The sequence below is a fragment of the Bacillus sp. NPDC094106 genome, from assembly GCF_044764345.1.
Lineage (GTDB): Bacteria > Bacillota > Bacilli > Bacillales > Bacillaceae_G > Bacillus_A.
Genome location: NZ_JBIWHY010000012.1, coordinates 98542 through 111077, shown reverse-complemented (window position 1 = coordinate 111077; position 12536 = coordinate 98542). Strand labels below are relative to the sequence as shown.

Sequence of the window (12536 nt, the reverse complement as noted above, 5' to 3'; positions counted from 1 at the left end):
ATTGGGGTTATTTATTTAGTGGTTTTTGCGAAGTAAAGAAGCATCAATCTCAGCATGATTATATCGCCTGAGATTGATGTTTTTTCTTTTCGGATAATCTATAGGAAAAAGGAATACGACATGAAAATTAACCAATTTATAAGCGAAGCATTGTCTTGCTCAAGGCGAGAAACAGACCGCCTCATTAAAGCGGGCCGCGTGGCAATTAACGGCGAAGTTTGTATGCATGGTGCGATTGTTACACCTGAAGATATTGTAACAATTGATGGTGAAAAAATTGAAAAAGCGAACAAAGAAAAAATCTATATTGCCTTTCACAAGCCAGTTGGTATTACTTGTACTGCAGCGGAACATATTGAAGGAAACATCATCGATTATATCAATCATCCGGAGAGAATTTTTCCAGTTGGTCGTTTAGATAAAGCATCAGAAGGATTGATTTTATTAACGAATGATGGAGCAATTGCTAATCAAATTTTACACGGGGATCATGAGCACGAAAAAGAATATATTGTAACAGTCGATAAGCCATTTACAGATTGGTTTATTGATGAAATGTCACAGGGCGTGAAAATTAAAGACGGAATGACAAAGCCATGTAAAGTGACGCGAATAGATAACTCGACATTTCGAATTATTTTAACGCAAGGAATGAATAGGCAAATTCGCCGAATGAGCCGGGCTTTTGGATACACAGTAACGAAACTAAAACGCGTAAGAATTATGAATATGAAACTTGATGGATTAGAGGCCGGAAAGTGGCGAAATGTCACAGAGCAAGAATTACAAGAACTACTGGAACAACTATAAGGGGAGAAAGGGCTATGCTTGTTCTCTTTTTTATTTTTTTGTCAGAAAAAATAAAACTATTGATTTTTTTAAAAATAGCCCATATAATAAAAAACAACAAGATTCGACAAAATATTTTAAAAAGTAATGATGAGAACACGAGTTATTTTTTACGATTCCCAGAGAGGGAAGCCTTAGGCTGTGAGCTTCCTAATACGAAAAGGTATACTTACCATCTCTAAACTTCAAGAGTGAACTGCATGATGCATTGTAATTCTTGGCGGATAAAACCGTTATTAATTTACACGAGCTATAAAATGGGCTTATTTTGTTATAAACTCATTTTATTAGAATAAGGGTGGAACCACGATTTCAACACTCGTCCCTTTGTTAGGGACGAGTGTTTTTTGCGTTCTTTTATAAGGGGAGTTGGATGAAAAGAGGACATGTAATGGTTTTGTATTTCTGAATATTTCGTCTATTTTATTTTTTAGGAGGTAAACGAAAATGAAATCATCTTTAAAGTTGTCTGAAATATTTGCGATCAGTTTAATGTTATTTGCGCTCTTCTTCGGTGCAGGGAATATGATTTTCCCGCCAGCATTAGGACAAGGGGCTGGAACAGATGTATGGATTGCATTGTTTGGTTTTGTTATTACAGGTGTAGGGCTTCCTTTACTAGGAGTCATCGCCATCGCTTTAAAAGGAGATATCAATGAATTAGCAGGTCGTGTGCACCCGTTGTTTGCACTTGTTTTCATAGTTGCAATTTATTTATGCTTAGGTGTATTTGTAAGTGTACCACGTACAGGAACTGTTGCTTACGAAATGGTGGTTACTCCATTTTTACCAAGTTCAATAGTTGGCGAGGCATATCCACTCGTTATGTTTACATTCATTTTCTTTGCAGTTACTTTTTATTTAGCATTAAACCCTTCGAAACTAGTAGGGCGCATTGGGAAAGTACTAACTCCAATTTTATTAGCTATTATTGCAGTTATTGTAGTGAAAGCACTGATTTCACCAATAGGTGAGTTTGGTGCACCAACAGAAACATATAAAAATCCGCTTTTTAAAGGGTTTATCGATGGGTATTTAACATTAGATGGATTAGCAGCGCTTGTTTTTGGAAATGTAGTTGTTAATACTTTAAAAGGAAAAGGAATTACAGATAAGAAAAGTATCGCGAGAGTAACAATTATTGCAGGAATGGTTGCTGCATTTGCTTTATTAATTATTTACTTAGCGCTTGCTTATCTTGGAGCTTCTAGTGTGTCTCTTGGAATGGGAGAAAACGGCGGTGTTATTTTAACAAACATTGTTAATTATTTATTTGGTAGTTACGGCACTTTATTACTGGGCGTAGCAATCACAGCAGCATGTTTAACAACTTCTGTTGGAATCGTTGCAGCTTGCGGAGAGTTTTTCTCTGGATTACTACCAAAGCTCTCTTATCAAAAAGTCGTTTTCATTTTCTGCGCACTAGCATTTATGGTAGCAAACCTTGGTTTAACACAGCTAATTGCATTGGCATTACCAATCTTAATTACAATTTATCCGATTGGGATTGTGCTTATTGTATTATCACTAGTTGAAAATTATATTCGTATTCCGTTAGCGATGTATGTAGGTGGTATTATAGGAGCATTTGCAATTAGCTTCTTTGATGGTTTACACAATGCGCATATTCAAATTGCAGCACTTGCACCTATTTTAGAAAAAATTCCGTTCTATAATGTAGGAATTGGATGGCTTATTCCAGGAATAATCGGTATGTTTGTTGGATATGTTGTTTCTGTTTTTCAGAAGGAAGATGTTGTTATAGAGAAATAGTTATAATATATAACGGTTGTGCCAGGTGATGAGCTGGTTGTACTAGCAAAGCAATAATATGGTATAGTGAAACGAGGCTACTTTTAAGCCTCGTTTTTTAAATGCTTCCTAATAGGTAGAAAGCATTCAGATGGAAGGGAAGACATTACATGCGATCAGAAGTAACTGTAAAGATAAAACCAAAATTTATAAAAGAAATTAGAAGTGGATACCCGCTTATTTTAAAAGATGCAATTCAAAATTTACATGATGTTCGTGAAGAAGGTACAATTATTAACCTGCTTGATGAGAAGAATCAATTTCTTGGAAAAGGCTATTACGGAAAGCAAAATAAAGGATACGGCTGGATTTTAACAAGAAAAGAACAAGAGCACATTGACCAATCTTTCTTTGAGAGAAAAATCAAGTCGGCGCTACATAAACGAAAAGGTTTTTATAAATCGAATGATACGACTGCATTCCGCGTCGTAAACGGTGAAGGCGATGGAATTGGCGGCTTAATCATTGATTATTACGATGGGTATTATGTAATAAGCTGGTATAGCGAAGGGATTTATGCCTTTAAAAATGAAATCATTGGAGCTCTTCAAAAAGTAGCAAACTTCAAAGGCATCTATCAGAAGAAACGTTTTGATACAAAAGGAAAGTATATGGAAGACGATGACTTTGTTACAGGAGAACGCGGTGAGTTCCCAATCATCGTGAAAGAGAACGGTGTAAACTTTGCGGTTTATTTAAACGATGGGGCGATGGTTGGTGTATTTTTAGATCAGCGCAATGTTCGAAAACAAATTCGTGACACATATGCAAAAGGAAAAACAGTGTTAAATATGTTCTCTTATACAGGTGCTTTCTCAGTATTCGCAGCACTTGGCGGAGCGACAAAAACAACAAGTGTTGACCTTGCTAACCGTAGCTTAAGTAAAACAATTGAGCAATTTAGTGTAAACGGAATTGATTATGAAGCACAAGATATTATTGTGGAAGATGTATTCCATTACTTTAAATATGCAGCAAAGAAACAAATGAAGTTTGACATGGTTGTATTAGACCCACCAAGCTTTGCACGTTCTAAAAAATATACATTTAGTGCGGCGAAGGACTACAAAAACTTATTAAAAGAGACAATGGCAATTACAGAAAACAACGGTATTATCGTCGCTTCCACAAACTGTAGTACATTCGATATGAAAAAATTTAAATGCTTTATCGATACAGCATTTAAAGAAATGAATGGCAAATACAAAATATTAGAAGAACATTCACTGCCAGAAGATTTCCGTACAATTGATCAATTCAGAGAAGGTAACTATTTAAAAGTAGTGTTCATCGAAAAAATCAAAGGTTAATCACAATATATCAGCGTTTTTTCCAATATATCGACTTACAGACAAAAAAGACGTAAGAAAAGGAGCTCAATTTCACATGAGCTCTTTTTTTTATTGCACAATATGTTGCACTCTGCCAACCTGTCCATCTTGCAATCGTACTTTAATGCCGTGCGGATGAGACGGTGAGTTTGTCAAAATATCTTTTACAATTCCTCGAGTGAGTGTACCAGTACGTTGATCTTTCTTTAACACAATATCAACTTCAAGGCCTGGTGAAATGTTAGCACGTTTTTGTCCGTTCATTTACACACCTGTACGTCTACGTTGGTTGTTTGTTTTCTTCGTTTGTTGACTTTGTAATTTCTTCGTTGCTTGGTTTTGGTTTGTCGCATTTGCACCATTTCCATTTCCTTGCTTTTTCTTCGCAAGTTGTTCGCGCATTAAATCAGCTAGGCTTACTTTTTTATTTTCTGACATGGTAAAACTCCTTTATATTAGGTTAATTATAAACAATAGTCGTGAATTCCATCATAACATTGTTATGAAAAGAAATGAAGTCAGATTGAATTTTCATATAATTCTTTTCACATTTATAGACTTCAGTTACAATTAAATTGTTAATGTTTGTAAAAAAAGGGGATAGAAGCATGTCGCATCATATTTTATTAGTAGAAGACGACATTTCGATTCAAGAAATGGTCGAGACATATTTAACAAAAGAGGGGTTTCGAATCACAATCGCATCTGATGGAGAAGAAGGAGTTATAAAATTTTTAAAAGGCTCTTTTGATTTGATCATTCTTGATATCATGATGCCGAAATTAGATGGTTTAGAGGTTGTGAGAATCATTCGTGAAAAAAGTGCTGTGCCGATTTTAATGATGTCCGCAAAAGATACGGATGTTGATAAGGCGATTGGTTTAGGCCTCGGAGCAGATGACTACATCTGTAAACCATTCTCTATGATTGAACTGGCAGCTCGGGTAAAGGCAAGTATTCGAAGATCTACAAAGTATTCAGCCACGGAGCAGAAAGAAGAAACGATTGAGATTGGTGATTTGAAAATTGATCTGATTAATTTCACTGTGCAAAAAAAAGAAAAACAGCTAAAACTGACTTTGAAAGAATTTGAGATTTTAAAACTATTTGTGAAGAATCAAAATCGTGTATTTACAAAAGCACAAATTTATAACCTGATTTGGAATGAAGAATATTATGGAGATGATAATGTGATTAATGTTCATATGAGACGGTTGCGTGAAAAGATTGAAGATGATCCTTCTAATCCAGAATATATTAAAACATTATGGGGCATTGGTTATAAGTTGGAAGTGATGTAGTATGCTCTCTTTTTTAACGATCGTTATCTTCATATTATTAGGTGTTATTTATTTTCAATATCGAACACAGAAAAGCAAGAGTGCCAATGTACGTTATACATATGAAAAGTTACAGGATATTGTAAAGCAGCAAACAGGTGAGAAATTATTAGTTGTGACAGATGATAAAGAACTACAAAAATTATTAGTAGCGATTAATCATTTATTAGATGCGAAACAAAAAACGAATGCTGAGCATGCAAAGGTTGAAATTTCGATGCGAAAGATGCTTTCTAACATCTCGCATGACTTAAAAACGCCGCTCACTGTTATTCTTGGATATGCAGAAATGTTAAATGCAGATAAAACGATGAGTAAAGAGGAACAACAAACATTGCTAGAAAAGGTGCATTTGAAAACACTAGAAGTCATGGAACTCATTCATAAATTTTTTGATTTAGCGAAATTAGAATCTGGAGATAAAGCAATCGAAATGACAAAGGTGAATATGAATGAAGTGTGCCGAGAGAAAATTTTATCCTTTTATGATTTAGTAACGACGAAAGGGTTTGAGGTACATATTGATATACCTGAGAAGAATGTGTATGCACTTGGAAATGCAGAAGTATTAGGTAGGGTGTTAAATAATTTAATATCCAATGCGATTGCGTATGGGTATGACGGAAAAACACTTGGCATTACATTAAGAGAAGATGATAGGTGCGTGTATGTTGAGGTATGGGACCGCGGGAAAGGAATTGATGAATCTCATATTGATAAAGTATTTGAACGTATGTATACGTTAGAGGATTCGAGGAACCGATTGTATCAAGGAAGCGGCCTTGGGCTTACGATTACAAAACGACTGGTAGAAGCTTTAGGCGGAGAAATTCATCTTTCCAGTATGCCATATGAGAAGACAGTATTTACAATTATGCTGAAAAAAATAGAGTTTTAGCTTGTAGAAAAGAGTATTCTACAAGCTTTTTTTGAACGTAAGGAATTTGTAAGGAATGGGTAAGAAAAAAGAGACTTTCATTGTCTATGATAGGAGTATGAAGTGGAAGCGAAAGGGGAAAATGATATGTCCTATGTATTAAAAACAAATCAGTTAACAAAAGTATTTGAGGGGAAAGAAGTGATCTCTGGGGTTAATATGCATGTAAAAAAAGGAGAAATCTACGGCTTTTTAGGACCTAATGGTGCTGGTAAAACAACAATTATGAAAATGATTACAAATTTAATAAAACCAACGAGTGGGGATATTGAAATTTTCGGTGAGAAATTAACAGATACATCTTATGACGTGTTAAAACGAATGGGAACAATTATTGAATATCCAATCTTTTATGACAAATTAACAGCTAAAGAAAATTTGCACCTCCATTGTGAATATATGGGTTACTACGACAAGAAGGAGATTGAGCACGCATTAGATCTTGTCAACTTGCACAACGTGGAGAATAAAAAAGTAAAAGACTTCTCACTGGGGATGAAGCAAAGGTTAGGAATTGCCAGAGCAATTTTGACAAAACCGGAGCTATTAATTTTAGATGAACCAATCAACGGGTTAGATCCAATCGGTATTAGAGAACTGCGCGACCTATTTAAAATGCTTTGCAAAGAATATGGAATTACTCTATTAGTCTCTAGTCATATTTTAGGTGAAATGGAGCAGATGGCAGATACAATTGGGGTCATTCAAAATGGAAAATTAATAAAAGAAGTTTCTATGAAAAGCATTAATGGTAAGCAAACGGAGTATATTGAAATTCAAGTTCAAGATGTGAAACGTGCGGCTTATATTTTAGAAAATAAACTTAGCATAACAAATTACAAAATAATGAGTGAAAGTATGATTCGCGTGTATGAAATGACAGTGACGCAGCAAGAAATTTCTAAAGCATTAATCATGAATGATGTGGAAATTGAAAGTATAAACAAAAAACATAGTTCATTAGAAGAGTATTTCTTAAATCTAGTGAATGGAGAGGGAATCCATGCTTAATTTAATAAGACTCGAGCTTATGAAATTTAAGTTGTGGCCGGTTATTAGAGGGGCACTTATTGCAATATGTATTCTTTCTATATGTATTCCGTTGATATTATGGGATGAAGCAGGAGTAAATGGATATAATCAAACGTTTGCAATCATTGACACTTTTTCACGAGGAGTGTTTATGATTTTCGGAGCAAGTCTAATTGCAAAATTTATTATTCAAGAGTTTCAAGAAAAGACGATGACAGTGCTATTTATGTATCCAATTAATCGTAAAAAAATGATGTTTGCAAAAATGTTTATTATTATTCTTTTTACACTTTGCTTTATTATGATTTCAGATCTTATCATTTTTGGCGTTGTTTATATATTCAATTTGTATCATCCAGTCATTACGGGATCATTAACCGTATCAATTTTAATCCAAAATGTATTAAAACTATTCATGAATGCATTAGCAGCAACGGGAATTAGTTTAATCCCAATATACTTTGGAATGAAAAAATATTCCGTGCGCACAACGATTGTGTCAGCGATAGTAATTGTAGCATTGTTAAATTCAGGTAGGGGGGCTGGAGGTACATTATTTGATTTTGTTGCTATTCCTATTATATTAGCTTGTGTTGGTTTGTTGATCGCTTATATGGCAATAAGAAAGATTGAACAGGTAGATTTGTTTAAATAAGGCGAGTTTAAAGAGTAGGAAATATATAAATACAAGTTGAAAAACCAATCTAAAACCCTCTTTCTTTTTAGATGGACGAGAGCATTTGGCCATGCACAGAAGTGGTCAGGGCCTTTGCCTGCCACATACAAGGGTGAAAACAGAGGGAGAATGCGAGTGCAGGTTATGTTTTATTCTGCATAGCAGCGACTTATATGTTGAAAAATTAAAATGGATTTATATAGAAGATAGAAACGGAAAATTATAACTCATTAGAAACATATTTTTAAAATCTAATGAATGGAGGAGAACAACATGCTTAAACTTATGAAACTAGAATGGAAAAAACATTGCTTATCTCGTTATTTTAAAGGAGTAGCCATTTGTATTGTATCAATTTTCGTTGCTGTTGCTCTTATGGCATGGGGTTCTAAAGCTGAGAGTGAGCAAATGTTTTCAGATTATGCGGGATTTATGTCTTTAACAAATATTTTTATTAGAACAACATTTATGATTTTTTCAGCTGTTATTTTATCACGTTTAGTAATTGATGAATACAAGAGTAAAACGATGCAATTATTGTTTACCTATCCGTTACAACGAAAAAAACTCATGCAAGCGAAGTTAGCAATTGTCTTTGGATTTTGTTTTTTCAGCATAATCATTGCTACTTTTATCATCAATGTGTTAATTTTCTTCTTAAATCCAATGATAGGTTTCTTTGAAACACCTGTTAGTATGGAGCAAATCATTGCTACAGTTCCAGCTACTTTTATGAGCGCATTTATGATGGCTGGAGTAAGCCTTATTCCTTTATATTTTGGCATGAGAAAAAAATCAACTCCTACAACGATTACCTCGTCTATATTAATTGGGCTATTGATTAATTCAACTGTTTCTAATGGAGGAGGACAGATTAGTTTGTTTGACTTCATTATAATACCGATTGTGTTCTGTCTATTAGGTCTTGTAATTGGCTACCTTTCTTATCATAAAGTTGACAAAATAGATGTGGCGTAAAGAAAGATACGATTATGAATGATATGTAGTCTTAAAATGAACTGGGGAATAAAAAGTGAAGAAAATTATATTAGCATCTATTTTTATAATTGTAGTTGTTGGAGTAGTTTTTAGTCTCAAGGAAGTAAGGGTAAAGAGTTTTGAAAAAGAGACTTCTTTTACAGTAGATAGTGTGGAAGAAATAGAAGTAAATAATGAAAATTGGAATGTTGAGTTCAAAAATGCGGAATCAAAAAAAGTAACAATCTCAGCTGAAGGAAAACAAAAAGACAAGAAGAACGATCCTGTAACAGTTAAAAATGATGGGAAGAAAATTATAGTAAATCAGCAAGATCAAAAAGGTGGATTTATTGAAGGATTCAGCTTTGGAAAGAAAGGTACAATCTATATTTCTATTCCAAAGAATGAAGTAGATACGATTATATTGCATAATCGCTCTGGTGATATAAAAATGAACGATGTAACGACTAAAAATATTGTGCTTTCAAACGTATCTGGTTCTGAAAAGATTGAAGGATTATCGGCAGAAAAAGGTACATTTACATCACAAGCTGGGGAACTAAGTGTAAAAGATAGTTCATTAAAAGAACTATCCGTATCTTCTACTACTGGTGATAACTATATTACAAATGTAACTACTCCTAAGATGAAAGTTACCTCAACAGATGGCGAAGTATCAATCAAAGATATAAAAGAAGGAAAATCATTACTAGTAGAAACAGAATCAGGAGATATTGGAGTGTCTTATAAAGAAGCTCCGACTTCATTAATGCTTACGGCTAACAGTAATTCATCTGATATAACAGTGAATTTAAACGAATTGAAGAAAAAAACGAATACGGAAAAATCAAAAGAAGGCACGATTGGGGATGCATCAAATAAAGTGGAGCTCTTAAGTAAAAAAGGAACTATAAATATAAACTCATAATATACATTAATTAAAAAAACGACAAAAAACCCCTCTTTTTAGGTGGGAGAGAGTATCTGGCCATGCATAGAAGCGGTCAGGGCCTTTTTCTGCCACATGCGAGGTGAAAACAGAAAGAGTAAATGAGTGTAGGTTACTTTTTATCCATGAATCAATACGTATGGGAATACCAGTAATTTACTCTATACTAAGTGTTGTTTTGATAGGAATAGCAACAGTATTCAAAATAATAAAAGCTAATAATAAATGTAATTAGGGAGGAATGATTATGGATTTATTAGTACTTAATTTAGTAGGTGGGTTTATAGCACTTTTAATAGGGGGAATCTTATATTACAGAAATCCAAAGCAGAAGTTTTTCTTAGTTTTAATGGTGATAGGGATAGTAAGTGTAATTACAACTGGAATTAGAATGTTTTTAAAATACATGATTAGTTGATAAGTTTTATTGTTATTCCCATTATATTAGTTTGTATTGGCCTACTTATTGCTTATACGTCAGTAAGAAAGATCGAATAGATTTGTTAAATAAACTATATATACATCAATTAAAAAACCGACATAAAACCCTTCTTTTTAGGTGGGAGAGAGCATCTGTCCATGCATAGAAGCGGTCAGGGCCTTTTTCTGCCACATGCGAAGTAAAAACAGAAAGAGCAAACGAGTGTAGGTTACTTTTTATTCTGTATAACAGGGATTTAGATGTCGAAAAATTAAAATGGATTTATATAGATGAACTAGGGAGGAAACGAAATGCTGCAACTCATGAAGCTAGAAATGAAGAAATGTAAGCTTGGGTGGTATGTGAAGGGGGCGATTATCGCAAATATAGTGATGGTTGCGCTTTTGTTTTCTATGGGCTATGTGTCACAAATCGAAGGAGATTTAGAACTAAGAAATCCTCAAATGATGCTTTTAATGGCTAGTGCAATGGTGAGAGGAACATTTATTGTCTTTGCAGGAGTATTAATTGCAAAATTAGTAATTGAAGAATATAAAAACAAAACAATATTGCTCATGTTTTCGTATCCGATTAATCGAAAAAAAATCATCGCTAGTAAGTTATTAATTACAGCAATGCTAACCTTTATAACAGTCGTATTATCTAACATTTTTGTAGTAAGTGTCTTCTTTACATTAAATAGCTATATATTAGTTATTCCGAATACAATAACGATGGATGCGTTGATTCAAGAATGTATAAAAGTGGTTCCTTTTGCCATTGCAGCTGCAGGAACAAGTTTAATTCCGTTATACTTTGGTATGCGTAAATATTCTGTACCAACAACAATTCTCTCTTCCTTAGTTGTTGTGGCAATTGCATGTCAAAGCCAACCAGAGTTTTCACTAGCGACCTTTCTTCCGCTTCAATTCGCGCTTGCAGCTATTGGGATTATAATTGCTTATTATGGAATTAAAAATATTGAGAATGAGGATCTAGCAGCGTGACCAGAAGTAGTAAAAAAGAGTTAGCACGATGCTAGCTCTTTTTTTACTTCTATGTTTTAGCCTTATTACTTTGTAATTTTAGAGTGTTGACTTAAATACTCCTGAACTCCTGGAGAAATGTCAAAGCGGTTTGGTCCTTTATATTCGATAATAAAGTCCTTACCTTCATTTGTTTCAAATGAGATTTCATAACTATCCATTTTATGATTGTAAGAAGTGTCTTTGACTTTCGCAGCTATATCGAAGTATTTCACAATATAATTTTCTGATTCAGAAATGGCGGTTTGTCTTTTCCATGGAGTACCATTCCATGTGAAGTGAAGAAATAAAGCGGTAACGCAAATGATAGAAGTTAGTAGAATGGCTACTTTAGTTACGTTTTTATTCAATTGAGTGATTCCTCCGTAAAATGGTATGAATTTATTTTAACTTAATCGTTGTATAGAAAATAGTTTCACATGAAACAAGTTACAGAAAAAGACAAGGTATTTAGTCTCCTTGTCTTTTTTAGCATCATAACATACTGCTACATTTTGGGAGCTTCCATATCAGCAGCATCCCATTCTTCTTTTGTAGGTCCATAAATACTCGGAACTTTTAAGCCAGCTTGGCGCATTAAGACGGTCATTTGTCCACGGTGGTGATTTTGATGGTTAATGAGAGTCATTAAAAACAGAGAGTTTGGCATGGGACGTCCAAAGAAATCGTTAATTGTTGTTAAATCTTGATCAGTCCACTGCGTTTGAATCGCTTCAACAAAAGATGCATTTACTTTACGGTAATTTTCTGCAATGGTCTTTGCGGAAGTTGGTACAGGAGAATCGTTTGTTTCCACATCAAATTGTAAGCCTGTCCCTGATAGCATCACAGGAATCGCAGTGACGATATGCCAAGCAACTTTGCCTAAAGCCCAATGGCCAGGTGCAATCTCTTGCGATAATGATTCATCAGTTAATGCATCTAACACTCTTTGTGTAGAATCAGCCTCATATTTCCATGCTCTTAAAAACCCCTCAATTGTTTGGTACATGTTATCCCTCCTATGGTTACATTCATATGGTACATTCGTGAAAGGAGGAGGTTTTTCCTTTCATGAATTTTTAAGCTAGTACATATAGGGTGAGTTCATGAATGAATAGTTGTGCAAAAGTCAGAATATTATGATTGTAACACTGTTATGACTATAATATAATGAAAACAATCA

The 12536-nt window shown here is 34.1% G+C and carries 15 protein-coding genes and 1 other annotated feature; of the genes, 11 read left to right on the top strand and 4 right to left on the bottom strand.

The features are described from left to right. Positions 1-120: 120 nt before the first annotated feature. The 3 genes from ACIQ7L_RS18080 to ACIQ7L_RS18070 all read left to right on the top strand — a co-directional run bounded on the left by ACIQ7L_RS18080 (position 121) and on the right by ACIQ7L_RS18070 (position 3971). Positions 121-810, top strand: a complete 690-nt coding sequence (locus ACIQ7L_RS18080; protein WP_400570838.1) for a pseudouridine synthase — start codon at positions 121-123, stop codon at positions 808-810. 117 nt (positions 811-927) lie between these two features. Beyond that, positions 928-1179, top strand: a binding site (T-box leader). A 117-nt stretch (positions 1180-1296) separates the two neighbouring features. Continuing rightward, positions 1297-2622, top strand: a complete 1326-nt coding sequence (brnQ6, locus tag ACIQ7L_RS18075; RefSeq protein WP_400570837.1) for a branched-chain amino acid transport system II carrier protein BrnQ6 — start codon at positions 1297-1299, stop codon at positions 2620-2622. Between the two features lie 149 nt (positions 2623-2771). After that, positions 2772-3971: a class I SAM-dependent rRNA methyltransferase gene (locus ACIQ7L_RS18070; RefSeq protein WP_400570836.1), complete on the top strand. Its 1200-nt coding sequence runs from the start codon at positions 2772-2774 to the stop codon at positions 3969-3971. 90 nt (positions 3972-4061) lie between these two features. On the opposite strand, the gene ACIQ7L_RS18065 is transcribed toward ACIQ7L_RS18070, so the two are convergent. After that, on the bottom strand, positions 4062-4256 hold the full coding sequence (locus ACIQ7L_RS18065; RefSeq protein WP_006096211.1) for a YwbE family protein: 195 nt from the start codon (positions 4254-4256) through the stop codon (positions 4062-4064). Further along, positions 4257-4430: a hypothetical protein gene (locus ACIQ7L_RS18060; protein WP_400570835.1), complete on the bottom strand. Its 174-nt coding sequence runs from the start codon at positions 4428-4430 to the stop codon at positions 4257-4259. It lies immediately after the preceding gene. 170 nt (positions 4431-4600) lie between these two features. On the opposite strand from ACIQ7L_RS18060, the gene ACIQ7L_RS18055 reads away from it, so the two are divergent. The 8 genes from ACIQ7L_RS18055 to ACIQ7L_RS18020 all read left to right on the top strand — a co-directional run bounded on the left by ACIQ7L_RS18055 (position 4601) and on the right by ACIQ7L_RS18020 (position 11332). Next, a complete protein-coding gene (locus ACIQ7L_RS18055) occupies positions 4601-5293 on the top strand; it encodes a response regulator transcription factor (RefSeq protein WP_400570834.1) in 693 nt (230 codons plus the stop codon). Between the two features lies 1 nt (position 5294). After that, positions 5295-6230: a sensor histidine kinase gene (locus ACIQ7L_RS18050; RefSeq protein WP_400570833.1), complete on the top strand. Its 936-nt coding sequence runs from the start codon at positions 5295-5297 to the stop codon at positions 6228-6230. A 126-nt stretch (positions 6231-6356) separates the two neighbouring features. Next, positions 6357-7280, top strand: coding sequence for an ABC transporter ATP-binding protein (locus tag ACIQ7L_RS18045; protein WP_400570832.1), 924 nt, complete (start codon positions 6357-6359; stop codon positions 7278-7280). Further along, positions 7273-7956: an ABC transporter permease gene (locus ACIQ7L_RS18040; protein WP_400570830.1), complete on the top strand. Its 684-nt coding sequence runs from the start codon at positions 7273-7275 to the stop codon at positions 7954-7956. Before ACIQ7L_RS18045 ends, ACIQ7L_RS18040 begins: the two co-directional genes overlap by 8 nt. A gap of 294 nt (positions 7957-8250) precedes the next feature. Then, positions 8251-8955, top strand: coding sequence for an ABC transporter permease (locus tag ACIQ7L_RS18035; protein ID WP_400570829.1), 705 nt, complete (start codon positions 8251-8253; stop codon positions 8953-8955). A gap of 55 nt (positions 8956-9010) precedes the next feature. Next, positions 9011-9883, top strand: a complete 873-nt coding sequence (locus ACIQ7L_RS18030; protein ID WP_400570828.1) for a DUF4097 family beta strand repeat-containing protein — start codon at positions 9011-9013, stop codon at positions 9881-9883. 268 nt (positions 9884-10151) lie between these two features. Further along, entirely contained in the window at positions 10152-10322 is a 171-nt protein-coding gene (locus ACIQ7L_RS18025; RefSeq protein WP_400570827.1) for a hypothetical protein, read from the top strand. A 314-nt stretch (positions 10323-10636) separates the two neighbouring features. After that, complete coding sequence (locus ACIQ7L_RS18020; RefSeq protein WP_400570826.1) at positions 10637-11332, top strand: ABC transporter permease; 696 nt, start codon at positions 10637-10639, stop codon at positions 11330-11332. 65 nt (positions 11333-11397) lie between these two features. On the opposite strand, the gene ACIQ7L_RS18015 is transcribed toward ACIQ7L_RS18020, so the two are convergent. Together ACIQ7L_RS18015 and ACIQ7L_RS18010 are read right to left on the bottom strand one after the other, a co-directional pair. After that, positions 11398-11730, bottom strand: coding sequence for a YfjL-like protein (locus ACIQ7L_RS18015; protein WP_400570893.1), 333 nt, complete (start codon positions 11728-11730; stop codon positions 11398-11400). 128 nt (positions 11731-11858) lie between these two features. Next, positions 11859-12362 carry a DinB family protein gene (locus tag ACIQ7L_RS18010; protein WP_400570824.1) on the bottom strand — a complete coding sequence of 168 codons (504 nt, stop codon included), beginning with the start codon at positions 12360-12362 and terminating at the stop codon, positions 11859-11861. Positions 12363-12536: the final 174 nt, after the last annotated feature.

Coding starts and splice junctions, on each gene's coding strand:
- ACIQ7L_RS18080 (WP_400570838.1), top strand. CDS start 121: ATGAAAATTAACCAATTTATAAGCGAAGCATTGTCTTGCTCAAGGCGA.
- brnQ6 (WP_400570837.1), top strand. CDS start 1,297: ATGAAATCATCTTTAAAGTTGTCTGAAATATTTGCGATCAGTTTAATG.
- ACIQ7L_RS18070 (WP_400570836.1), top strand. CDS start 2,772: ATGCGATCAGAAGTAACTGTAAAGATAAAACCAAAATTTATAAAAGAA.
- ACIQ7L_RS18065 (WP_006096211.1), bottom strand. CDS start 4,256: ATGAACGGACAAAAACGTGCTAACATTTCACCAGGCCTTGAAGTTGAT.
- ACIQ7L_RS18060 (WP_400570835.1), bottom strand. CDS start 4,430: ATGTCAGAAAATAAAAAAGTAAGCCTAGCTGATTTAATGCGCGAACAA.
- ACIQ7L_RS18055 (WP_400570834.1), top strand. CDS start 4,601: ATGTCGCATCATATTTTATTAGTAGAAGACGACATTTCGATTCAAGAA.
- ACIQ7L_RS18050 (WP_400570833.1), top strand. CDS start 5,295: ATGCTCTCTTTTTTAACGATCGTTATCTTCATATTATTAGGTGTTATT.
- ACIQ7L_RS18045 (WP_400570832.1), top strand. CDS start 6,357: ATGTCCTATGTATTAAAAACAAATCAGTTAACAAAAGTATTTGAGGGG.
- ACIQ7L_RS18040 (WP_400570830.1), top strand. CDS start 7,273: ATGCTTAATTTAATAAGACTCGAGCTTATGAAATTTAAGTTGTGGCCG.
- ACIQ7L_RS18035 (WP_400570829.1), top strand. CDS start 8,251: ATGCTTAAACTTATGAAACTAGAATGGAAAAAACATTGCTTATCTCGT.
- ACIQ7L_RS18025 (WP_400570827.1), top strand. CDS start 10,152: ATGGATTTATTAGTACTTAATTTAGTAGGTGGGTTTATAGCACTTTTA.
- ACIQ7L_RS18020 (WP_400570826.1), top strand. CDS start 10,637: ATGCTGCAACTCATGAAGCTAGAAATGAAGAAATGTAAGCTTGGGTGG.
- ACIQ7L_RS18010 (WP_400570824.1), bottom strand. CDS start 12,362: ATGTACCAAACAATTGAGGGGTTTTTAAGAGCATGGAAATATGAGGCT.